At 68.2% G+C, this 20,899-nt stretch carries 20 protein-coding genes; 6 read left to right on the forward strand and 14 right to left on the reverse strand.

Annotation, left to right across the window (positions count from 1 at the left end; all coding sequences use genetic code 11):
* Nucleotides 1-8: 8 nt before the first annotated feature.
* The 4 genes from AB0N24_RS16675 to AB0N24_RS16690 all read right to left on the reverse strand — a co-directional run bounded on the left by AB0N24_RS16675 (nt 9) and on the right by AB0N24_RS16690 (nt 5,258).
* A complete protein-coding gene (locus tag AB0N24_RS16675) occupies nt 9-1,199 on the reverse strand; it encodes an ABC transporter ATP-binding protein (protein WP_364126489.1) in 1,191 nt (396 codons plus the stop codon).
* Nucleotides 1,196-2,788, reverse strand: coding sequence for an iron ABC transporter permease (locus AB0N24_RS16680; RefSeq protein ID WP_364126492.1), 1,593 nt, complete (start codon nt 2,786-2,788; stop codon nt 1,196-1,198). Before AB0N24_RS16680 ends, AB0N24_RS16675 begins: the two co-directional genes overlap by 4 nt.
* A gap of 40 nt (nt 2,789-2,828) precedes the next feature.
* Entirely contained in the window at nt 2,829-3,884 is a 1,056-nt protein-coding gene (locus AB0N24_RS16685; RefSeq protein ID WP_364126495.1) for an iron ABC transporter substrate-binding protein, read from the reverse strand.
* 162 nt (nt 3,885-4,046) lie between these two features.
* A complete protein-coding gene (locus AB0N24_RS16690; RefSeq protein ID WP_364126498.1) occupies nt 4,047-5,258 on the reverse strand; it encodes a glycoside hydrolase family 76 protein in 1,212 nt (403 codons plus the stop codon).
* Nucleotides 5,259-5,387: 129 nt separating this feature from the next.
* On the opposite strand from AB0N24_RS16690, the gene AB0N24_RS16695 reads away from it, so the two are divergent.
* Both AB0N24_RS16695 and AB0N24_RS16700 read left to right on the forward strand, forming a co-directional pair.
* Complete coding sequence (locus AB0N24_RS16695; RefSeq protein ID WP_364126501.1) at nt 5,388-6,197, forward strand: SDR family NAD(P)-dependent oxidoreductase; 810 nt, start codon at nt 5,388-5,390, stop codon at nt 6,195-6,197.
* A 35-nt stretch (nt 6,198-6,232) separates the two neighbouring features.
* Nucleotides 6,233-7,423: an acyl-CoA dehydrogenase family protein gene (locus AB0N24_RS16700; protein ID WP_364126582.1), complete on the forward strand. Its 1,191-nt coding sequence runs from the start codon at nt 6,233-6,235 to the stop codon at nt 7,421-7,423.
* A 117-nt stretch (nt 7,424-7,540) separates the two neighbouring features.
* Here AB0N24_RS16700 and AB0N24_RS16705 read toward each other — a convergent pair whose 3' ends face one another.
* Entirely contained in the window at nt 7,541-8,365 is an 825-nt protein-coding gene (locus AB0N24_RS16705; RefSeq protein ID WP_364126503.1) for a DUF1684 domain-containing protein, read from the reverse strand.
* 326 nt (nt 8,366-8,691) lie between these two features.
* On the opposite strand from AB0N24_RS16705, the gene AB0N24_RS16710 reads away from it, so the two are divergent.
* The 3 genes from AB0N24_RS16710 to ppc all read left to right on the forward strand — a co-directional run bounded on the left by AB0N24_RS16710 (nt 8,692) and on the right by ppc (nt 12,579).
* Entirely contained in the window at nt 8,692-9,240 is a 549-nt protein-coding gene (locus AB0N24_RS16710) for an NADP oxidoreductase (RefSeq protein WP_364126505.1), read from the forward strand.
* Nucleotides 9,241-9,254: 14 nt separating this feature from the next.
* Nucleotides 9,255-9,623 (forward strand): hypothetical protein, encoded by a 369-nt coding sequence (locus AB0N24_RS16715; RefSeq protein WP_364126508.1) that lies wholly within the window; start codon nt 9,255-9,257, stop codon nt 9,621-9,623.
* A 115-nt stretch (nt 9,624-9,738) separates the two neighbouring features.
* A complete protein-coding gene (gene ppc, locus AB0N24_RS16720; protein WP_364126510.1) occupies nt 9,739-12,579 on the forward strand; it encodes a phosphoenolpyruvate carboxylase in 2,841 nt (946 codons plus the stop codon).
* Nucleotides 12,580-12,829: 250 nt separating this feature from the next.
* Here ppc and AB0N24_RS16725 read toward each other — a convergent pair whose 3' ends face one another.
* Genes AB0N24_RS16725 through AB0N24_RS16735 form a run of 3 tightly spaced genes read right to left on the reverse strand, consistent with a single transcriptional unit; the run spans nt 12,830 to nt 15,828 of the window.
* Nucleotides 12,830-13,585, reverse strand: coding sequence for an ABC transporter ATP-binding protein (locus AB0N24_RS16725; RefSeq protein WP_364126513.1), 756 nt, complete (start codon nt 13,583-13,585; stop codon nt 12,830-12,832).
* Nucleotides 13,578-14,675: an iron ABC transporter permease gene (locus tag AB0N24_RS16730; protein ID WP_364126515.1), complete on the reverse strand. Its 1,098-nt coding sequence runs from the start codon at nt 14,673-14,675 to the stop codon at nt 13,578-13,580. The genes AB0N24_RS16725 and AB0N24_RS16730 overlap by 8 nt, the downstream gene beginning before the upstream one ends.
* On the reverse strand, nt 14,665-15,828 hold the full coding sequence (locus tag AB0N24_RS16735) for an ABC transporter substrate-binding protein (RefSeq protein WP_364126517.1): 1,164 nt from the start codon (nt 15,826-15,828) through the stop codon (nt 14,665-14,667). Before AB0N24_RS16735 ends, AB0N24_RS16730 begins: the two co-directional genes overlap by 11 nt.
* Nucleotides 15,829-15,966: 138 nt before the next feature.
* Here AB0N24_RS16735 and AB0N24_RS16740 point away from each other — a divergent pair, with 138 nt between their 5' ends.
* Nucleotides 15,967-16,749 (forward strand): DUF6390 family protein, encoded by a 783-nt coding sequence (locus AB0N24_RS16740; protein WP_364126520.1) that lies wholly within the window; start codon nt 15,967-15,969, stop codon nt 16,747-16,749.
* A gap of 98 nt (nt 16,750-16,847) precedes the next feature.
* On the opposite strand, the gene AB0N24_RS16745 is transcribed toward AB0N24_RS16740, so the two are convergent.
* The 6 genes from AB0N24_RS16745 to AB0N24_RS16770 form a co-directional block, all read right to left on the reverse strand.
* Nucleotides 16,848-17,183, reverse strand: a complete 336-nt coding sequence (locus AB0N24_RS16745) for a hypothetical protein (RefSeq protein ID WP_364126523.1) — start codon at nt 17,181-17,183, stop codon at nt 16,848-16,850.
* A gap of 61 nt (nt 17,184-17,244) precedes the next feature.
* Nucleotides 17,245-17,502, reverse strand: a complete 258-nt coding sequence (locus AB0N24_RS16750; RefSeq protein WP_364126526.1) for a HypC/HybG/HupF family hydrogenase formation chaperone — start codon at nt 17,500-17,502, stop codon at nt 17,245-17,247.
* A gap of 5 nt (nt 17,503-17,507) precedes the next feature.
* A complete protein-coding gene (locus AB0N24_RS16755) occupies nt 17,508-18,026 on the reverse strand; it encodes a hydrogenase maturation protease (RefSeq protein ID WP_364126529.1) in 519 nt (172 codons plus the stop codon).
* A 112-nt stretch (nt 18,027-18,138) separates the two neighbouring features.
* Nucleotides 18,139-19,542: a hypothetical protein gene (locus AB0N24_RS16760; RefSeq protein WP_364126532.1), complete on the reverse strand. Its 1,404-nt coding sequence runs from the start codon at nt 19,540-19,542 to the stop codon at nt 18,139-18,141.
* Complete coding sequence (locus tag AB0N24_RS16765; RefSeq protein ID WP_364126535.1) at nt 19,539-20,192, reverse strand: DUF6084 family protein; 654 nt, start codon at nt 20,190-20,192, stop codon at nt 19,539-19,541. The genes AB0N24_RS16760 and AB0N24_RS16765 overlap by 4 nt, the downstream gene beginning before the upstream one ends.
* Nucleotides 20,189-20,899 (reverse strand): DUF5947 family protein, encoded by a 711-nt coding sequence (locus AB0N24_RS16770; RefSeq protein WP_364126538.1) that lies wholly within the window; start codon nt 20,897-20,899, stop codon nt 20,189-20,191. Before AB0N24_RS16770 ends, AB0N24_RS16765 begins: the two co-directional genes overlap by 4 nt.

The following is a 20,899-nucleotide window of genomic DNA, read 5'->3' on the forward strand; positions in this document are numbered from 1 at the left end:
CCCGTGCGTCAGTCCTGCCCGTTCGCGTCCATCGGGAAGGCCACGGCCTCGCCCACCACACGCAGGCAGAGCTCCATGCCCGGCCGCGCGATGGAGGCGTTCCAGTGCCGGATGGTGATCACTTCGCCGCCGCCGGGAAAACGGTGGTCCGGGATGGCGCCGGCTGCGAGTTCCGGCGGCACGGCCAGCTTGAGGCGCACGGTGGTTTCCGGGCCGAAGTAGTCCGTATCCACCACCACGCCGCGGATGGGCCCGTCCTCGGCGATGCGGATCTGCTCGGGACGCAGCATGAGCTGCACGCGGCCCTGGGCCGGAGGCCTGCGCACCGGAATGCCGCCGAGCGAACACGTTGCCAGTGAGCCTTCCATCCAGGCGTCCAGGATGACGGCGTCGCCCAGGAATTCCGCGGTGGCGCGGTCCGCGGGGCGTGTGTAGACCACAAACGGGTTGCCGATCTGGGCCAGCCTGCCGCCGCGCATCACGGCCACCTGGTCCGCGAAGGAGAGAGCCTCGGCCTGGTCATGTGTGACCAGGATGGTGGTCACGCCGGCTTCGTTGAGGACCTTGGCCACCGCCCGGCGGGTGGCCACGCGGAGGCCGGCGTCAAGAGCGGAAAACGGCTCGTCCAGCAACATGAGCTCCGGTTCGCGGGCCAGGGCGCGGGCCAGCGCCACGCGCTGCTGCTGCCCGCCGGAGAGCTGGTGCGGCCGGCGCTTGGCCATGGACGGATCCAGCGACACCATTTCCAGGAGTTCGCTGACCCGGGCGGCAACCTCCCGCCGTCCGCCGGACAACTTGCCGGCACTGAGGCCGAAGGAGATGTTCTGGCCCACGGTCAGGTGGGGGAAGAGGGCGCCGTCCTGCGCAACGTAACCTACGTGGCGTTTGTGCGCCGGCACCCAGGAACCGTCGCCGGCCACGGTGGCGCCGTTGAGCGAGATGCTGCCGGTGTCGGGATGTTCGAAGCCGGCGATCAGGCGCAGCAGCGTGGTTTTGCCTGAGCCTGACGGGCCCACGATCGCGGTGGTCCCGCCCTTGGCCACGGACAGGTTGACGCCCTTGAGGACCGCCTGAGAACCGAAGTTCTTGGTGACGGCCTCGATCCCGAGGTGGCTGTTTGTGCTGGGCGCCACGGACGGGGCTATCCGCGGTTCCGGAAGCCGGGAGGGGGCGTCACGGGCTGTGTAGGAATCGGTCACTGTCCGGCCACTTTCTTGGACTGCTGGAAGAGAAGGTAGGTCATGGGGGCGGAGATCAAGATCATCAGCAGCGCGTACGGCGCGGCGCCGGCGTAGTCGATCTCGCTGCTTTTGCTCCAGAATTCGGTGGCGAGGGTGCGCGTTCCGTTCGGGGAGAGCAGCAGCGTTGCCGTGAGTTCGTTGACGATGGCCAGGAACACCAGTGCGGCCCCGCCGGCCGCGGCCGGGGCGGTGAGGCGCAGCGTCACCCGGATGAAGGCCAGCAGCGGCGGCTTCCCCAGCGCCTGTGCGGCCTCGTCGAGTTCCTTGGGGGCTTGCGCCAGCCCGGCGCGGATATTGACCAGCGCCCGGGGCAGGAACAGCAGCACGTAGGCCGCGATGAGCAGCACAGTTGTCTGGTAGAACCCCGGGGCCACCCGGATGCTCACGGTGACGAAGGCCAGGCCCACCACGATGCCCGGCATGGAGCTGGTGACGTAGTTGGACAGTTCCAGTGCCTTGCTGAACCAGCTCGGGTGCCGCACGGCAAGGTATGCCATGGGGAAAGCCACCACGGTGGTAGCCAGGGCCCCGGTCAGCCCGTAGCCCAGGGTCTGCAGCAGTGCGGGGAGGAATTCGTCCGTCGCCCAGATGTCCGCTCCGCCCGCGAAGATCCAGCGGAGCACGAACGTCAGCGGAAGTCCGAACGCCAGGGCGGTGAGACCGGCCAGGAAGAGCTGCGCCGGGGCCTGGTAGGCATGCAGGGGCAGGCGGAGCGCCCTGGCCTGTGCTCCGGATCCCACCCGTGCGTAGCGGGCGGTGCCCCTGCCGCGCACCTCCACCACCAGCAGGATCAGGCAGAAGAACACCAGCACGCTGGCCAGCATGTTCCCGGCGGTGCCGTTGAACGTGGACTGGTACTGAACCATGATCGCGGTGGTGAAGGTATCGAAACGAATCATCGCAAACGCGCCGTATTCGGCCAGCAGGTGCAGCGCCACCAGCAGGGCGCCGCCGGTCATGGCGATGCGGAGCTGGGGGAGGACCACGCGGAAGAAGGTGCGCCAGGCGCCCAGGCCCAGCGACGCCGCGGACTGCTCGATGGCGGGGTCGAGCCTGCCGAGGGTGGCGGCCGCCGGGATGTACACCAGCGGAAAGTAGGACAGCGTGGCGATCAGGACGCCGGACCACAGGCCGCCCAGCGAAGGTATGGCGGAGACCCAGGCGTAGCTGTTCACGAAGGCGGGGATGGCCAGCGGGGCGGCCAGCAGCACAGCCCACCACTTGTGTCCGCGCAGCCCGGTCCGCTCCACCAGCCAGGCGCCCCCCACGCCCAGCGCCACACACAGGGGCACGGTGATCGCCATCAGCAGGAGCGTGTTGAGGAGCAGCTCGCCAACCCGTTCGCGGAAGATGAGTCCGACGGCGGCGTCCCACCCGGTGGCGGCCGTCATCACGATGACGTAGCCCAGGGGGATCAGGGAAAACAGGGCAATGAGGACAGCAATGACGGCTACCGCGGAAACGCCGAAAGGCGGGCGGGGGCGCTTGCCCCTACCCGCCGTCGTCGTGCTTCCGGAAGTTTCCGGCGCCGCTAGGTCAATTGGCACAGTTTTTCCATTGAGCACAGTGTTTCCATTTGGCACCGAGTTACAGGAGTCCTGCCTTGGTCATCATTTCGGAGACCTTCTGGGAATTCAGCTTGGCCGGATCCACGGTGGGGGCCTGCAGGTCCTTGATCGGAACCAGCTTTTCGTTGGCCGGGACCTCGGAGGCAATGGCGTATTCGAAGGAGGTGCCCTTCTGGAGGACTTCCTGGCCCTTCTTGCCGGTGATGAACTTCAGGAACGCCTGGGCAGCCGCAGCGTTTTTGGAGGACTTCAGCACACCGCCGCCGGAGACGGACACGAACGCGCCCGGATCCTGGTTCTTGAAGAAGTACGGCGTGACATTCTTCGAGTTTTCGCCGGTCTTGGCCTGGTCGCCGTAGTAGTAGTAGTGGTAAATCAGCGCGGCGTCGACTTCGCCGGCGTTGACAGCCTTCATGGCCGTGCTGTTGCCCTTGTAGGCCTTGAAGTTCTCCTTCATGCCCTTGAGCCATTCGTCCGTGGCGGCTTCGCCCTTGAGCTCAAGCAGTGCGGAAACGATCGCCTGGAAGTCTGCGCCGGACGGTGAAGCCGCCCACTTGCCCTTCCACTCCGGCTTGGCCAGGTCCAGCATCGACTTGGGCAGCTTGTCTTCGCTCAGCTTGGCCTTGTCGTAGACCAGGACCGTGGAGCGGGCCGCGATGCCGGTCCACTTGTTGGTGGAGGGGCGGAATTCGGCAGGCACCTGGTCGACGGTGCCCTTGTCCACGTCCGCGAAGAGTCCGGCGTTCTCAACCTGCGCCATTGCGGGTGAGTTTTCCGTCAGGAACACGTCGGCGGGTGAGGCAGCGCCTTCCTGGATGATCTGGTTGGACATTTCGGTGTCGTCGCCCTGGCGAAGGGTGACCTTGACGCCGGTCTCCGCGGTGAACGCGTCCACCCATTCCTTGGTCAGGCTTTCGTGCTGGGCGTTGTAGACCGTGATCTCGCCGGAAGCCTTGCCGTCGGCCGCAGCGGTGCTCGCTGCGGGGGTGGAGCTTCCGGAGCCGCAGGCGGCCAGGCCGAGGGCGGCAGTGGCGGCGAGTGCGATTCCCGCCAGCGCGTTGGTGCGGATCTTCATGGGGGCTTCTTTCTGGAAAAAAGTCTGGTGGACCGGAGCCCGTGTGAGGGGGAAGTTAGGGCATGCTCACTGCCAAAACTGTAGGTTAGCCAAACCTAAGGGACCAAGCCGGAGCAGGCTTAAGTGAGCAGGATCACATCAATTACAGAACTTTTACGTGACTTAATTCGTGCGGCCATTCGTGCGGGGCGCCGGGTCGTGGGGTGCATCCCCAACGGTGGCGGCGGCCTCCAGCACCATCCACGCCTGCAGCTGGGTGGAAAGTTCGACGGCGGCACCCGCCGGATATGCCCGGCTCGCCGGCGTCTCGGGGAACACCGAAAACACCAGCAGCGCCCCCTGACGGGCCAGCGGCTCCGCCGGGTCCACGGCGCGGCGGCCCTCCCAGAGCGCCTGTGCCGTGTCGATGACCAGGGCGGCCGCTATGGCCCGCGTCCGGTCGGGAAGCCGTCCGTCCGTTGCGGCCAGCGCAAGGTACCGGGTCAGGATCCCGGTGAACAGGCCGCCGTCGCCCGTTCCGTCGCAGCGGAGCACTGGTGCAGTCCGGCCGGATGCCAGGGTGGCGGGGCGCGTCAGGTGGCGGGCCACGGCGTCCACCAGCCCGGCTGCCCGGTCGAGGTTCGGCTGGCCGCCGAGTTCCAGCAGCGCGCCCAGGACCGGGCCCTGGTTGTAGGTGTAGATGGCGGCTTCCAGCACCACTTCGCCGTTGCTGCCGATCCGCAGCCCGTCCTGGTACATGCCGTGGGCGGGGTCGAACAGCTTGGCGTGGAGCCAGTCCACCAGGGCCTGGGCCTTGGCCGTGTTCCCGGTCCGGGCGTAGTAGAGCGCCACCGGTGCCGTGGCCGGTGTGTTCTTGAAGTCCCGTTTCGTGCTCCAGAACGTGCCGCCGCCCAGGTCATCCGTGGAGGCCGAATCGAACTGCAGCGTGAGGCTCTTCCGGATCCGTGCATGCCGGCGGCTGCCCGGCCTGCGCGTCGCTTCAGCGAGCTTCTCCAGGCGGAGCGTGGACAGTGCAAGCCAGGCCATGTCGTCGTAGTAGTTGTTGACGACGGTCAGGAAATTGCGCAGCCGGATGCCGGTGACCAGCCGCGACGCCAGCTGCCCGGCACTGGGGCGGTTCCCGCCGTCGAACCTGGCTCCGCGGGCGAGCTCGCGGCGTCCGGCGTCCACCAGGCAGTCCACGTAGTGGGCCTGCCACCAGTAGTGCCAGGGGCGGAGCAGGTTCTTCAGCCGGCCGGACGGCCGTTCGATCGCCGCGATATGCGTACCCGGGAGGAAGAACAGCCGCTGCCCGAACATCCGGGTCACGGACCGGGCGGCCTCGTCGGCGCGGGCGGACCAGTCGGCGGGTGCGGCGACGTCTGGGGAGGTCATGGTGCCAGCCTATCCGGGTGCCGTGCCGGGACGGCCCGCTGCTGTCCGAACGTGCGGTTTGGCCCCATTCCAGTTAACATTCATTAACTAGCGTTACGCCGGGGTTGGGTTCCACATCAAGGAGGATGGATGGACATCAAAGGTACTGTCGCGTTGATTACGGGCGGGGCCTCCGGGCTGGGCGCCGCAACAGCAGGGCGCCTGTTCGCCGCCGGGGCCTCGGTGGTGCTGGTGGACCTGCCGTCGTCCCGGGGCGAGGCAGCTGCCGCCGAACTGAACGCCCGGGCCGCGGAGCTGAACGTGCCGGCCGCCCCGTCCGCAGTCTTCGTCCCGGCGGACGTGACCAGCGAGGACCAGGTGCAGGCAGCCGTCGACGCCGCGGTTGCCCTTGGACCGCTGCGCATCGTGGTGAACTGCGCCGGCATCGCCACCCCCGGGAAGGTGCTGGGCCGCGACGGCGTGCTCCCGCTGGACACCTTCAACCGCGTCATCCAGATCAACCTCGTGGGCACCTTCAACGTGATCCGGCTCGCCGCGGCCGCCATGGCCGCCACCGAGCCCGCCGTGACCGAACTCGGGGGACCGGAGCGCGGCGTCATCATCATCACCGCCTCCGTCGCCGCGTTCGACGGCCAGATCGGCCAGCCCGCCTACGCCGCGTCCAAGGGGGCCGTGGCAGCCATGACCCTGCCGATCGCCCGCGAGCTGGCCCGTTCCCTGATCCGCGTGGTCACCATCGCGCCGGGCATCTTCGAAACGCCCATGATGGCAGGACTGCCCCAGGAGGCCCAGGATTCGCTGGGCCGGCAGGTGCCGCATCCCTCCCGGCTGGGCCGCCCGGCCGAATACGCCAGCCTGGCCGCGCACATCGTGGACAACGCCATGCTCAACGGCGAGACCATCCGCCTCGACGGTGCCATCCGGATGGGACCGAAGTGACGGCGGCGGCGGCCGCCGGGCAGCAGGCCCCGGCTGTGACCTCTGTGGATGCACTGCCCACGGCCGATTTCTTCGGGTTCGAATCGCTGCTCAGCGAACAGGAACAGCGGAAGCTGGCGGAGCTGAGGGAGTTCCTGGCTGCCGAAATCGCGCCGTTCGCCACCGAGTGGTGGAACAACGCCGAGTTTCCCGCCCACATCCTGCCCAAACTGGCGGCCCTCGAACTCAGCGCTCCCGCCCAGCGCGGTTACAGCCACCTGTTCGCGGGCCTGGTGATTGCCGAGATGACGCGGGTGGACACGTCCATCGCCACCTTTTTCCTGGTGCACCACGACCTCTTTGTGGAGTCGCTCTACGGGTTCGGCTCCGAGGAGCAGAAGGTCCGGCTGCTCGACGACGCCGCCAACCTCCGGACCACCGGCGCCTTCGCCCTCACCGAACCGGAACACGGCTCCGATGTGGCCGGCGGGATGGAAACGCGGGCACGCCGGGTTTCCGACCTGACCGGGGAAGCCGACGATTACTGGATCCTTAACGGCGCCAAGCGCTGGATCGGCAACGGGACGTTCTGCGACTACATGCTCGTGTGGGCGCGGGACGAGGCCGACGGCACCGTCCGGGGTTTCATCGTGGATGCGGCCCTCCCCGGCGTCAGTCGGAGCCGGATCGAACACAAGATTGCCCTGCGCACGGTGCAGAACGCGGATATCGTCTTCCGGGATGTGCGGGTGGCGGAGGCTGACCGTTTCGCCGGCATCGGGAGCTTCGAGGACACCAACGAACTGCTCCGCGGGTCCCGGATCTTGGTGGCCTGGCAGGCGGTGGGCCAGCAGCTGGCGGCGTTCGACGTCGCCCGGCAGCACGCCGTCGAACGTCAGCAGTTCGGGCGCCCGCTGGCCAAATTCCAGCTCATCCAGCAGCAGCTGGTCTCCATGCTCGGCAATGCCGTCGCGAGCATGGGCATGATGGTCCGGATCGCCCAGCTGCAGCAGGACGGTACGGCGGACATGGCGCAGGTGGCGCTGGCGAAGTCGTACACGAGCGCCCGGATGCGCGAAACGGTGGCTATGGGGCGGTCGATGCTGGGCGGCAACGGGATCGTCACGGACTACCGGATGGCGAAGATCTTCGCCGACGCCGAGGCCATCTACACCTATGAAGGTTCGTTCGAGATCAACACCCTGATCGTCGGCCGCGCCGTCACCGGGGTATCCGCGATCGTCTGAGCGCCTTCCGCGGCCGGGACCCGGCGCGAACTGGCAGCAGATGACCTCAAAACGTGAATTTGCGGGGATAGCTGCCAGTCCGCGCTCCGGGCGAGGGCCCTAAGCGTCCGTTCGCGCTCAGCCGGCGATCATCGGGTCCTTCTCGCCGGCCTCGATGCGGTAGTCCAGGCTGTTGTTCTTCACGGGCATGGGGCAGGTCCCGTACGGCGTGAAGGCGCTCGGGTAGTTGATGGCGCGGTTGAAGTCCAGGACCACCGATCCGTCCGGGCGGGGCCGGGCCGTGGACACCTTCCGCCACTCGTCCGTGGAGTCGCCGTTGGTTTCGTCGTGGAACGTGACAGTGAGGGCGCCGAGTTTCTCCTCCTCCGCCTGCAGGTGGAACTCGTGGTCCTTGCCGGGCAGGCGGAAGACCAGGTCGCCGACGGACCGATGCACGCCGTCCACCAGCGGGTTCGCGGTTCCGATGGGAACGTCCACCGGCTCGGGGTAGGGACGGAAGCTGGCCTCAACCACCAGGTCAGGTCGGTATTCGAAGGTGGGCACGCCGTCGAACTCCGTGAACACCGGCGACTGCGAATCCCGGGTGCGGATGGCGTACTTGTCCGCCCGCATCGCGAGTTCCACCACCACCTGCTTCCCGTCGGCGCCGCCGAACTGGACCCACATGAGCGACTCCTCGTCTGCCAGCGCGGCCGAGATGGTGCCGTCCACGGCTTCGCCGGTTTCCACCAGCGTCAGCCCGTCCGCCGCCCCGGCGGTGAGGAACGCCGTCGTGCCGTCCGTTGACCAGAGCCCGGGGGCGAGGTCGACGGCGGCGGGCTGGCTTTCCAGCCACTGGAACGACGTGAGCGTCAACCAGCCGTACTCGCCGGCCAGCGCCTTGTTGCGGTTGGCGCGGAAGCGGTTCCAGCGGTCCAGCTGGGCATCAGGGGCGGTGTTCATGGGTCCTCCAGGGCAATGGCGTACGGCCCACGGTACAACCGCATAAGGTCCCGCAACATTCCGTTCAGGTCCGGAGCGCGCCACCGGACTCCGGGTCCATTGCCGCCCGTCAGCCCAGCTGGTAGCGTCAAAACACGTTCCAGGCGAACGCGTGAGACAGAGTTGTCTACCCAACGGATTACGGAAGTGACCGTCATGAAAATAGCTGTCTTCGGCACCGGCTATTCCGGTCGAACGGTTGCGGCGGCCCTGGCGAAACTGGGGCACGAAGTGGTAATGGGAGCCGCGATCCCCAGGCCACGCTGGCCCGGCAGGACCCTAACGCCATGGGGACTCCGCCGTTTGCCCAGTGGCGTGCCCAGCACGTCGACGTGGCGCTCGCCGCCTATGCCGAAGCCGCCGCGGCAGCCGAGCTGGTGGTCAATATGACCAACGGTCTGGGCTCCCTCGACGCCCTGGCGGCGGCGGGAACGCGAAACCTGTCAGGCAAGATCCTGATGGACGTCGCCAACCCGCTCGATCCGTCGCAGGGCTTCCCGCCGTCGCTGAACCCGGTCAACACGGACAGCCTCGGCGAGCAGATCCAGCAGGCTTTCCCGGAGGCCAAGGTGGTGAAGACACTCAACACCATGAATGCAGGGCTGATGGTCAATCCCGGCCGTGTGGGCGGGGGAGACCACTCCGTGTTCGTCTCGGGCAACGACGCCGACGCGAAAAAAGCCGTGACGTCCCTGCTGCAGAGCCTCGGTCATCAGGACATCATCGACCTCGGCGATATCACCACTGCCCGGGGCCCTGAAATGATGCTGCCGGTCTGGATCCGGCTATGGGGCGCCCTGGGCACGCCCGACTTCAATTTCAAGATCGTCCGCTGAAAGGGCGGCCGGGCATGGACGCGGTCCTCACCGTCCTGGCTTGCCTGGCGCTCATTGCCGGGTTCACCCTGGCCGGGATGTCCGTCCTTAAGCGCGGCGGGAACCCCAAGGGAGCCACGGGAACGCTGGGGAGTGCGCTGGGCATGATCGACCCCGCCACCGGCGCCCCCACCCGTGAGGAGGCGGCCGCCGCCCGCGAAGAGCTGAAGCAGCGGCGGCACGAGTCCACCCAGTCCGGGAAGGGCCCTGACCACAACGAGGCCTACACCGGAAAGATCACCATCCGGGCGGCCCGCCGCCCGGATGCGGCGCCCGGATTTCCGGCTGCGGCGCCCACTCAAACAGGGGCGGCAGCCGACGTCAAGGGCACGGACACTATCTGAGACGGATTCCCACGCCGCAACGGGGCCGGGTAATATCCCATAGGAACAAGTAACCCGGCTCACAGTATCCAGCGCAGTGTACGAGCCAAGTCCGAACCCTCGAAAGATAGTTTCCATGGCTGACACTGCAGTAAATCCAGGCACCCATCTCGCAGGCGCAGACCTCGCCAGCGCCGATCTTGCGTCCGAACTCCGGGCCGATGTCCGGCGCGTCTCCACGCTGCTGGGCGAATCGCTGGTCCGCCAGCACGGTCCCGAGCTCCTTAACCTCGTGGAGCAGGTACGGCTGCTGACCAAGGAATCCAAGGAAGCTGCCCGCGGCGGCGCGGATGCCACCGGCCCCTGGAGCTCGCACGACGTCGTTGCCCAGGTCCGCGAGCTGCTCGGCTCCCTGCCCATTGACCAGGCCACCGACCTGGTCCGTGCCTTTGCGTTCTACTTCCACCTGGCCAACGCCGCCGAGCAGGTCCACCGGGTCCGCGGGCTGCGGACCCGCCAGGAAAAGGACGGCTGGCTGGCGAAGGCCGTGGAGGAGATTTCCGGCCAGGCCGGTCCGGCCGTGCTTCAGCAAGTGGTCAACGAACTCGACGTCCGCCCGATTTTTACGGCCCACCCTACGGAGGCCTCGCGCCGCTCGGTGCTGGACAAGATCCGCCGGCTTTCCGATGTGCTGGCAGTCTCCACCGAGGAGGGCACCTCGGCCCGCCGCCGCCAGGACCGCCAGCTCGCCGAGGTCATCGACCAGATGTGGCAGACCGACGAACTCCGCCAGGTCCGGCCCACCCCGGTGGATGAGGCCCGCAACGCCATCTACTACCTCAACAGCATCCTCACCGATGCCATGCCCGAAATGCTGTCGGACCTGTCCGCGCTGCTGGGCGAACACGGCGTCACCCTGCCGTCGCAGAAGGCCCCCATCCGCTTCGGTTCCTGGATCGGTGGCGACCGCGACGGCAACCCCAACGTCACCGCAGCCGTCACCCGCGAGATCCTCCAGATCCAGAACCAGCACGCCGTCCGCATCAGCATCGCGATGATCGACGAGCTCATCTCCATCCTCTCCAACTCCACGGCGCTGGCCGGGGCGGACCAGGAACTGCTGGACTCGATCGACGCGGACCTCAAGAACCTTCCGGGCCTGGACCGCCGGGTGCTGGAACTCAACGCCCAGGAGCCCTACCGGCTCAAGCTCACCTGCATCAAGGCCAAGCTCCTCAACACGGCCAAGCGGGTGGCAGCAGGCTCGTCCCACCAGCCGGGCCGCGACTACACGTCCACTGCCGGGCTCCTCGCCGAGCTTGGCCTGCTGGAGACGTCCCTGCGCAACCACCACGCCGGGCTGGCAGCCGACGGTGCCCTGGCCCGCGTGCGCCGAGCCATCGCCTCCTTCGGCCTGCACCTTGCCACCCTGGACATCCGCGAACACGCCGACCACCACCATGACGCCGTCGGGCAGCTCATGGACCGCCTCGGCGGCCCCGGGGTGCAGTATTCCGAACTCAGCCGCGCCGAGCGCCTCGAGGTGCTGGGCGCGGAGCTGGGCTCCCGCCGTCCGCTGTCCGGCCACCCGATCAAGCTCGACGGCGTCGCTGACGGCACGTACGACGTCTTCCGTGAGATCCGCCGGGCTCTTAAGACCTATGGCCCGGACGTCATCGAGACGTACATCATTTCGATGACCCGCGGTGCCGACGACGTCCTGGCCGCCGCGGTGCTGGCCCGCGAGGCCGGCCTCATCAGCCTCTTCGGTGAAGCGCCGTATGCCAAGATCGGCTTTGCCCCGCTGCTGGAAACAGTCGAGGAGCTGCGGGCATCCGCCGAGATCGTCGACCAGTTGCTGTCCGATCCGTCCTACCGGGAACTGGTCCGGCTCCGCGGCGACGTGCAGGAAATTATGCTCGGCTACTCGGACTCCAACAAGGAATCCGGTGTGATGACCAGCCAGTGGGAAATCCACAAGACCCAGCGGAAGCTGCGGGACATCGCGGCCAAGCATGGCGTCCGGGTGCGGCTGTTCCACGGCCGCGGCGGTTCCGTGGGCCGCGGCGGCGGGCCCACCTACGATGCCATCATGGCCCAGCCCAACGGCGTCCTCGAAGGTGAAATCAAGTTCACCGAGCAGGGCGAAGTCATCTCGGACAAGTACTCGTTGCCGGAGCTGGCACGCGAAAACCTCGAGCTTTCGCTCGCGGCCGTGATGCAGGGTTCCGCCCTGCACCGCACCCCGCGCACGTCCGAGGATGAGCGCGAGCGCTACGGCCACGTCATGGAGACCATCTCCGACGCCGCCTTCGCCCGCTACCGCTCGCTGATCGACGACCCGGACTTGCCGGCCTACTTCCTGGCGTCCACTCCGGTGGAACAGCTCGGATCCCTCAACATCGGCTCGCGTCCGTCCAAGCGCCCGGACTCCGGCGCAGGGCTGGGCGGCCTGCGCGCCATTCCGTGGGTGTTCGGCTGGACCCAGTCGCGGCAGATCGTGCCGGGCTGGTTCGGCGTTGGCTCCGGCCTGAAGGCCGCGCGGGAAGCCGGCAACACGGCACAGCTCGTGGAAATGATGGACCGCTGGCACTTCTTCCGCTCGGTGGTGTCCAACGTGGAAATGACGCTGGCCAAGACGGACATGGACATTGCCGGCTACTACGTCTCCACCCTGGTTCCCGAAGAGCTGCACCACCTGTTCCGGGCCATCCGGGACGAATACGACCTCACCGTCGCGGAGATCCAGAACCTCACCGGCGAGCACGTGCTCCTCGATGCGCAGCCCACCCTGAAGCGGTCCCTGGAGATCCGCGACCAGTACCTGGACCCCATCAGCTACCTGCAGGTGGAACTCATGCGGCGCATCCGCGCCGAGGGTGAGGGCGTAACCAATTCGGAGATCAGCGAGCGCCTCCAGCGGGCCATGCTCATCACCGTCAACGGCGTAGCCGCCGGCCTCCGCAACACGGGATAGCCTCCAGCGTCCAACCATCGACGCTCTCTCACTTCCTGCGTGTTTTCCCCATACGCTCTCGCACCTCCTGCGTGTTTTCCTCAGACGCTCTCTCACTTCCTGCGTGTTTTCCCCATACGCGCTCTCACCTATGAGAGCGCGTATGGGTTTCCGGCGCGAAAAGTGAGAGAGCGTCTGGGGTTTGGGGCGCAAAAGGTGAGAGAGCGTTTGGGTTTTGGGCGCAGGAAGTGAGAGAGCGTCCGGAGGGCGGTCAGGCTTCCTCCACGCCGCCTCCGTAAGGCACCACGATGGTACGGCGGGGAGTGCCGCCGTCGGAATAGGGGAGCGTCCGGACCGGAACCCCGTAGAGCGCTGAAAGCGCGTGGTCGGTGAGCAGGTCCGCGGCCCGGCCGGTCCGTGCCCCGCCACGGCCCAGGAGGACTGCCCTGTCCGCCAGGTACAGGGCATGGTCGGGATGGTGGGTGCTGAGCAGCAGGGCCATGCCGCCGGACATCAGCTCGCGCAGCAGGGACAGGACGCGTACCTGATTCTTGAGGTCGAGGCCGGTGGCGGGCTCGTCCAGCACCAGCACGGGACAGCCGGCGGCAATGGCCCGTGCTATCAGGACCAGTTGCTGCTCGCCGCCGCTCAAGGTGGGGAAGCGGCGGTCGCGTAGCCCGGCCACGCCCACCCGCTCCATCGCCTCCGAAGCAGCGGCCCGGTCCGAGGCTCCCGGCGTCCGGAAGATTCCGACCTCCCGGGCCCGGCCCATCAGGACCATGTCCAGGGCGCTGTAGCCGAACGCACTGCCGTGGGCCTGAGGAACGTACCCCGCGCCGTCGGCCCGGCGGACCGTTCCTTCCGCAGGCTCCAGCAGCCCGGCCGCGCAGCGGACCAGCGTGGTCTTGCCGCTTCCGTTGGGTCCCAGCACCGCGGTGGCGCTGCCAGGCAGGACCCTGAAGCTGACGTCCCGGAAAACCCAGTCCTGCCGGCTGTAGCCGAATCCCACGCCGTCGAGCTCAAGCACTTTCCCAGATCCTCTCCCGGTTCCGGCGCAGCAGCAGGAAGAACACGGGGGCGCCGATCAGGGCGGTGAGGACACCGAGCGGGATCTCGCCGGCGGTCGCGGTGCGGGCCACGGTGTCCACCAGGACAATGTAGGCGCCGCCCAGGAGGAAGGACACGGGCAGCAGCACACGGTGGTCCGGACCCACCCACATCCGCGCCAGGTGCGGTACCACCAGGCCGACCCAGCTGACCGCGCCGCTGACTGCGACCGCCCCGGCCACAATGAGTGCCACCGCCACCAGCACCACCCACCGCAGCGGACGGGGTTTGACGCCCAGCGCCGCCGCGTCCTCGTCGCCGAGGGACAGCACGTTGATCCGCCAGCGCAGCAGCAGAAGCACGACGGCGCCGCCCACCACGGGTATCAGCGCCACCGCGACCTTCGCGAAAGTAGCCGTGGCCACGCTGCCGAGGAGCCAGAAGACGATCGCCGGAAGGGTGGTGTTGGGGTCCGCGATGTAGGTCACCAGTGCCACCAGGGCCGAGAAGAACGAGCCCGTGACCACGCCGCCGAGCACGATCATCAGCATGGGTGTTCCGCCCCGGCCCGAGGTAATCAGGAACAGCAGTCCGAGCGCCACGAGGCCGAAGAGAAACGAACCCGTGACCAGCAGGAAGGATCCCAGCCCGAGCAGCAGGGCCAGGGCGCCGCCGAAGGACGCTCCCGCGGAGACTCCGATGATCTCCGGGCTGACCAGCGGGTTGCGGAAAATGGCCTGCAGGGCGGCGCCGCCGATGGCCAGCCCGCCGCCCACCAGCAGGGCGAGCAGGATACGCGGCAGCCGGACCAGCAGGACCACGTTCTGTTCCGTCTGGCTCGCCTCGAGGGGGACCGGCACCAGCTGCGCGGTGAGGATCTGGACAACGTGCCAGAGCGGAACATTGAAGCGGCCCACGGCCAGCGCCATGAGCCCGACGGCGGTCAGCAGCACGGCGGCGACGGCGATCGGCCCCACAACGGCGGTTTTTCCGCGGCCCTGCCGCCGTGCGGCCCGGCCGGCAGGCGGGCCACGGCGGTTCAGTCGCGCTGAGCTGGCCTCATGCAGCATTGAATTGGTGGTAGTTGGCGGAGTCGCTGTTCTCAGCGATCCAGAGAATCCTGTCCAGCTCCTTGTCGGTGGGCTCGTGGTTGTAGAGGAACTGGAAGTATTCGCTGGCTTTGCCGCGCAGCCCGGAGTGTTCCTGCGGGAAGGCGATATCGGACAGCCAATGCCACATGAGCGGCGATTCCTGGCCCGGCGGATCCCAGCGGTACCCTCCGAGCGGCACTTTGTAGACGCGCCGCGAACGGACAGCCGAGATGTTCCGCCACACCGGGTCCGAGTAGATGTCCTGCGGCATTGCCTGGTCGAAGTTGCCCAGGAGGATGACTTCTGGATCCCAGCTGAGGACCTGTTCCACGTCCAGGCCCACCATTCCGGTGCCGGGCAGCGGGTCCGGGCCGGTGGCAGGGTTGGTTCCGCCCACCAGCTTGATGTAGAAGTCGTTGTAGGTGTTCGCGGCGGCGGCTTTCAGCCCGCCGGTGAACCGGTTGAAGTACAGAATGCCGGGTCGCGCGGATTCACGCCCCGCCGCGGCCTCTTTAATCCCGGCGAGCTCCTTGTCGCTGTGTTCCTTGATTTCGGTGGCCCGTTCCGGCTTGCCCAGCATCGCAGCGAACATCGCGATCCAGGCGTCCACGTCCTCCTGCCTGCCGGTGTTCTTGAGTCCGAGCACGGTCAGGCCGGCATTCTCCAGGGGCTCGACCAGCTGGGAGTCGGACCACTGCACCACGACGTCGGGGTCCAGGGCCCGCACGCTCTCCACATTGGGGGTGAAGTCCTGGGTCGCGATTTCGTGCGGCAGCTCCAGCGCCTGGGGGAACATGGTCCCCATGATGCCGTCACGCATCGCCACCCATGATGCGTTGTGCATGGCGCTCAGGTGCTCGGCGCTGCGGTCCACGGCCACCAGCAGCGAAGCCGCCGGCATGGGAATGGTCACCACCCTCGTCACCGGCTTGGCGAACGTGAGGGTCTTGCCGCGCTGGTCTGTAATGCTGATGGGCCCTGCACTGGCGGAGCCGGGGGAACCGCTCCCGGAAGCTCCGGGGGACGCAGCCGGCGGGGCGCCGGCGGCCCCGCATCCGGCGAGGAGGGCTGCCGAGCCGCCCGCCACAATAACCTGGAGCACGGTGCGGCGGTTCAGGTCGTCGACTCGCATGGATTGACCCCCTGTGCGTAGGTTCTTCACAGGATCCGCCCGAAGGCCGAGGCTGTCAACGGCAAAGGAGTGCCGGCCCCCTTGTCGACGCAGGGGGCCGGTGCTACGTTCAAAGAACCTTTTGCAGAAGGTGGCCAGATGATGGTTGTCGACGGTGCCCAGTTGTTTGTCCGGTATGCCTACCCGCCCAATTCCCGGGGCAGCTGCGGGCCTCCGGACAGTGACGCGCTGCTGCACTACGGCCAGTCCGGTGTGACGGACCAGGGACTCCGCGAGCTGGCCAAGGGCTTCGCCGGCGCGTGGCCCTACCTGGAGCTTATTGCCGGCTCCAACGGCATAACCGACCCCCTCGACGCCCGCGTGGTGGAGGCGTACTGGGTGGGAAACAGCCTCCTGGAAACGGTGGGCATCACCAACATCGGCAACTCCATGGAGGACCGGTTCCGGGCCCGCACGGGACGCCAGTTCCCGCACCTGGCCGAAGGCGTCCTGGCCGGCGGGGTTCCGCACCACAGCTTCCATGTCTTTGAGATCTACCCGTGGCTGGGGCTGCTCCACGACGACCGCCGTCACGCCACGGCCCTGAACGTGCTGGACCGGTGCCGGATCCGGTGGGGCGAGGTGCTGGCGGTCACCGGCGACGAAGCCGTGGTGCGGTCCCGGCCGCTGGTGTGGGACGGCGCCGCGCTGGCGGTGGGCGAGCCCGTGGTGGAGACGGCCAGGCACGCCGTGAACGGGACCGGTTTTGTGGATGCACTCGCAGCAGGTGACGTGGTGTCGCTGCACTGGGACTGGGTGTGCGACCGGCTCTCCCCGCGGCAGCTGCAGCGGCTGCAGCACTTCACAGCGCGCCATCTCCGGATCGCCAACAACGGCGTCGAACACCGCGGAGCAGCGATCGCCCTTGAACGCCACGGCTGACGCCCGGGCGTCAATGACCTCGATCCGGCGCCACGGCTGACGCCCGGCGCTGAGGACAGACCGCAACCCCGCTGACTGCAGGCTTCGGCGGTTGCAGGCTACGGCGATTGCGGCGCGGCCGTGTCCGGGTCCTCCGGGGCTTTGACTCCGGTGGCGTCCCGCGGAGAGGATTCGCCGGTGGGGCGCCCGGCAGGGGTGGCGTCCGGTCCGGTCTCTTCCCGGCCAGGTTCCGTCCCCTCCTCCTTGACCACGTCTTCGCCCCGGCGCGTTGTGCTCTCTCCCACGCCTTCGGGCGCCATCGCAGCGTCTTCCGGGGTTTCGTCGGATCCGGGCTGCGCGGGTTCCTTCAGCGGCGGCTCGCTCCCGAAAGCGCGGGCCGTGCCCGGGGCAGTACCTGCCGCATCACTGTCGTTGGACGGATTCGTCGGTGACATCGTGTCCTCCTTGTTCTGGTTGTGGTGGTTGGCCGCTTGCCGGCGCCGGCTGCGATCGGCGTCAGCCGGCGTCGCCGTCAAAGTCCCTGGGCCGGCCCATCAGCTCCAGGCCGTCCATTGCGCGGTCCGCGCCCGCGGAATCGACCCGCTCCAGGGCGAACCCCATATGGATCAGGACCCACGTGCCCGGCTCCAGCGGCCCCTCGTCCAGCAGGCCGATGTTGATTTTCCGCTGCACACCGGCCACGTCCACCAGGGCGAGCTGGTTCCCGTAGCCCTCGAGCAGCTCGATGACCTGACCAGGTATTCCTAGGCACATGGTGCTCACTCCCGGTGGCGTTCCGGAACACGGTTGTGTTCCGACATGAGGTTGTGTTCCGAAATCAGGTCGACGACGGCGGCAGTCGCCTGCGGTACCGCCGCCGCCACGGCGGCGCTCAGGCCGATCCCCTCGGAGACGTCGGCGGGCACGCAGCCCACCACATAGGTCACGGGCAGCTCGCCGCCGAGCGAGCGGAGGCGCCCCAGCACTGCCACGGGATCCATGCCGTGCGGATCCAGGGCTGCGGTGCCGTCCAGGTCCTCCCGGCGCACCCGCAGCACCCTGATGCTGCCCGGCGCCGTGGCCTCCCGGCTGGCCGGAGGGACAGTGTCCACCAGCACCAGGACGTCCACACCGGCCAGGAGATCGTAGGCGAGGTGCATGCCGCGGATCCCGTAGTCCACGGCCAGAACGCCCGGCGCTGCCCGGCCGGCGTCAGCGGCCAGCCGGCGGGCCACCTCCGGGCCGAAGCCGTCGTCGTGCAGGAAAATGTTGCCCACGCCTGCCACGAGGACGGTCACATCCGCCGCGCTTTCAGGTAACGCCGGATGTCAGGGACCGAACGGATCCCGACGTAAACGGCGCCGAGCGCCAGAGCCACCAGCAGGCCCACCGTGGCTATTCCTACAGTCCTCATAGCGGGTTTCCCTTTCCATCCTCGAGCGGTTCAAGTTCCTCGGGCGCGTAGTAGAAGGACCGTCCGTAGCCTTCATGGAGGTCCGCCGCAGGGTCCTGTTCGAGCACCAGGCCAACGTGCGTGCTGCCGTCGACGTCGAAATGGACGCTGGTGACCCGCCCGGTCTGCCCGGCGAAGAAGAGATCCTGGGCGTCGGCCCGGCGGCTTGGATTGACCCTGACCCGGCTGCCGCGGGCTACCGGAACGCCGTTGATCAGAACCGCATCCATGTGCGGCTGGACCAGGGCTTCCGCTTCCGGCGTCCACCAGGCGGGCGGAGCAGGCTCGCCGCCGGTGTTGGTGAAGGTGCCCGGGAAGTCCGCAGCGTGCGGGTTGCGCAGGATCCCGTGCAGTTGCTGGAGTTCCTCCGGCGACATGGCTTCACACTGGTCGATGATCGCGGCGGCACGCGGATCCGTTGCCCGGGCCTCGGCTTTTTCCTCATCCGTCAGCGTCAGCACGCGCAGGGTGAGGATCTCGTCAATTTCCGTCGAGTCGAACAGGGCAACCGAGCTCTCCGGTGCCACAGCCGGGTGATCGTACAGAATGATCGGCGACACCAGCAGCACGTCCGTCTGCCCCTCGGGCCCCGCCAGGACGGGCCAGCAGCGGTGCTGGGCGCATGCAGCTGCGGCGTCCTTTGCCCGGTCCGGCGGGTCCAGCAGCGACAGGAAGTCCGCGCCGCGCATGCTCAGGAGCACGTGCGCGCCGATGAACGATGTGGCGATCGCCTCCTGCCGGTTCGGAGGTTCCGCTCCGGGCCCGGCCGTGTTCGCCACCGAGACGCGCAGCCGCACCAGCCCGCCGTCGGCGGCGGTTGAGGCGGTGCCGGTGGCACTGAGCGTCACTTTCCCCTGCAGTGCCCGGCGGCGGCGCACCAGGCGCCCGGCGGGCCGGCCGGAGTCGTCACGGAATTCCTCCACGTCCTCACTTGCGGGGATGTCCACGGGCAGCACCAGCGCCCCGCCACCGTCGCGCAACTGGGTCACGGCGAACGGCCCCAGGGTGATTTCCTGCTCGACTGCCTCGTCCCAGCTCAGCCAGCGGGCGCCGCCGACGGCGAGTTCCTCCACCGGCCGGAAGCTGCCGCCGTCGTCCGCTGTTTCCGCGGTGCGCGCCTGAAGCTGCAGGAAACGGAGGTGGAGCTCCAGCTCCGCATCCGGCCCCGGACTCATCAGGCAGTCGGCAAACATTTCCGGCTCTTCCCCGGAACCGGCCTCAGCGGCGCCGGGCGGGCCAAGGATGCCGAACTGCCAGCGGGACTGGTTCTTCTGCGAGGACGCGCGGTACGGATACAGGAGGTAGCCCTCGTAGAGGACCGCATCGGCCACCGCACGGGCGAGGCTCAGGCTCATGTTCATGGCCGCTCTCCGCCCACGCCGGATGCTGCGGCTGCCAGCAGGGATTCGACGGCGGCCTCCCAGGACGTCAGGCCGCGCGCGGACTTGTACTGTGACAGGGCCGCCAGGACGTCGCGGTCCAGCCGGATCCAGCCTGCGTTAGGGAAATACACATCCATCAGCCGCTGCCAGGCGGACACGGGAAGCCGGTACGAAGCCTCCAGGTCCCAGGGAACCTGCTCCACACCGAACCCGGTCTGGCCCTTGGTGAAGACCGTGCCGGAGAACAGGAACTCCAGCGGGATTTCGCCGTCCCGCAGGGCATTGAGGTACTTGGCGGCGGCGACATCGAAGTCGAAGGTGCAGGGCAGCGGCAGGTCCACTTCGGTGCTGCCGGCGAAGCCCTGCACCATTGTGCTGCACTGCATCCAGAGGAAGGACTTGAGGGTATTGGGCCAGCGGCCGCGCTCGCCGAAAAGGTCCAGCAGCCCCGCTTCCTCCTCCTCCGCGTAACCGCGGCGCTGCGGCAGGATCCGCACCTGGCAGCGCAGGGCGATGGCGTGGACGGCGGTGCCGGTGGCTTCAGTCAGCCGCAGCCGGGCGGTCAGCTGCGGGGCCGCGGCGTACGGTTCCGGCTGGATGTCGACGACGGTGAACGCCAGCCCGGTCATTGCGGGCCTCCCGGCACGGACTCGCGGGAGTCCTCATGCACCGGTTTGCTGCGCCGGCTGACGTTTTCGAAGAAGGCGGTGAGCTGGTCGCGGGCCTCCTGCCCGCCGTCGAACCCCCGCCAGCGGCGGCGGAGCTGGCCCACCAGCTCGTAGCAGGCATCGACCGGGACGAGGTGGCAGTCTGCCTGCGGCCGGTCCGGTCCGGGGCCGCGGATCAGGAGCGCCTCGGTGTCGGGGGCGGCGAGGGCCACGGCAGGGTTGCGGGCGAGCACGGCGTCCCAGGCGTCGAGCGGGAGCTCGGACTCGGTGGCGCCGGCCGGGCCCGGGTAGAAGGCAACGGTCCGGTCGAGCTTGGAGCTGCGGAAGAAGAAGGCCAGGCCCACGGGTATTTCCAGTTCGTCCCACTGGCCCGGGCCCAGCTCGAAGTCCGGAAACGAGAAGTACCGGTCCGGCACCGACCGGTAGCGGAGATGGGCTGTGCTGTCGGTGAAAAGCAGATAGCACGGCCGGCACGTGCACATCATGGCGTGGCTCTCGACGTCCACCACGTGCTGGTGGGCCTCCGCGATGGGCTCGCCGCACATTTCGCAGCGCTCTCCGGCCGGAGCCGCGGCCGGCTGCGCGGCGATCCGTCGGAGCAAGGCGACCGGCAGTCCGCCGCCCGGTGTCCGCCCGGTTCCGGGTGAGGGCAGTCCAGGGGCCGTCAT

The sequence above is a fragment of the Arthrobacter sp. NPDC093128 genome, from assembly GCF_040683875.1.
In the GTDB taxonomy this organism is placed as follows: domain Bacteria; phylum Actinomycetota; class Actinomycetes; order Actinomycetales; family Micrococcaceae; genus Arthrobacter.

What these genes read in the sequence shown, in the direction of transcription:
- AB0N24_RS16735 (WP_364126517.1), bottom strand. Translation starts at nt 15,828, where the DNA reads ATGCGAGTCGACGACCTGAACCGCCGCACCGTGCTCCAGGTTATTGTG.
- AB0N24_RS16765 (WP_364126535.1), bottom strand. Translation starts at nt 20,192, where the DNA reads ATGACCGGGCTGGCGTTCACCGTCGTCGACATCCAGCCGGAACCGTAC.
- AB0N24_RS16710 (WP_364126505.1), top strand. Translation starts at nt 8,692, where the DNA reads ATGGGGACTCCGCCGTTTGCCCAGTGGCGTGCCCAGCACGTCGACGTG.
- AB0N24_RS16770 (WP_364126538.1), bottom strand. Translation starts at nt 20,899, where the DNA reads ATGACGGCCCCTGGACTGCCCTCACCCGGAACCGGGCGGACACCGGGC.
- ppc (WP_364126510.1), top strand. Translation starts at nt 9,739, where the DNA reads ATGGCTGACACTGCAGTAAATCCAGGCACCCATCTCGCAGGCGCAGAC.
- AB0N24_RS16695 (WP_364126501.1), top strand. Translation starts at nt 5,388, where the DNA reads ATGGACATCAAAGGTACTGTCGCGTTGATTACGGGCGGGGCCTCCGGG.
- AB0N24_RS16740 (WP_364126520.1), top strand. Translation starts at nt 15,967, where the DNA reads ATGATGGTTGTCGACGGTGCCCAGTTGTTTGTCCGGTATGCCTACCCG.
- AB0N24_RS16730 (WP_364126515.1), bottom strand. Translation starts at nt 14,675, where the DNA reads ATGCTGCATGAGGCCAGCTCAGCGCGACTGAACCGCCGTGGCCCGCCT.
- AB0N24_RS16745 (WP_364126523.1), bottom strand. Translation starts at nt 17,183, where the DNA reads ATGTCACCGACGAATCCGTCCAACGACAGTGATGCGGCAGGTACTGCC.
- AB0N24_RS16690 (WP_364126498.1), bottom strand. Translation starts at nt 5,258, where the DNA reads ATGACCTCCCCAGACGTCGCCGCACCCGCCGACTGGTCCGCCCGCGCC.
- AB0N24_RS16715 (WP_364126508.1), top strand. Translation starts at nt 9,255, where the DNA reads ATGGACGCGGTCCTCACCGTCCTGGCTTGCCTGGCGCTCATTGCCGGG.
- AB0N24_RS16750 (WP_364126526.1), bottom strand. Translation starts at nt 17,502, where the DNA reads ATGTGCCTAGGAATACCTGGTCAGGTCATCGAGCTGCTCGAGGGCTAC.
- AB0N24_RS16760 (WP_364126532.1), bottom strand. Translation starts at nt 19,542, where the DNA reads ATGAACATGAGCCTGAGCCTCGCCCGTGCGGTGGCCGATGCGGTCCTC.
- AB0N24_RS16685 (WP_364126495.1), bottom strand. Translation starts at nt 3,884, where the DNA reads ATGAAGATCCGCACCAACGCGCTGGCGGGAATCGCACTCGCCGCCACT.
- AB0N24_RS16705 (WP_364126503.1), bottom strand. Translation starts at nt 8,365, where the DNA reads ATGAACACCGCCCCTGATGCCCAGCTGGACCGCTGGAACCGCTTCCGC.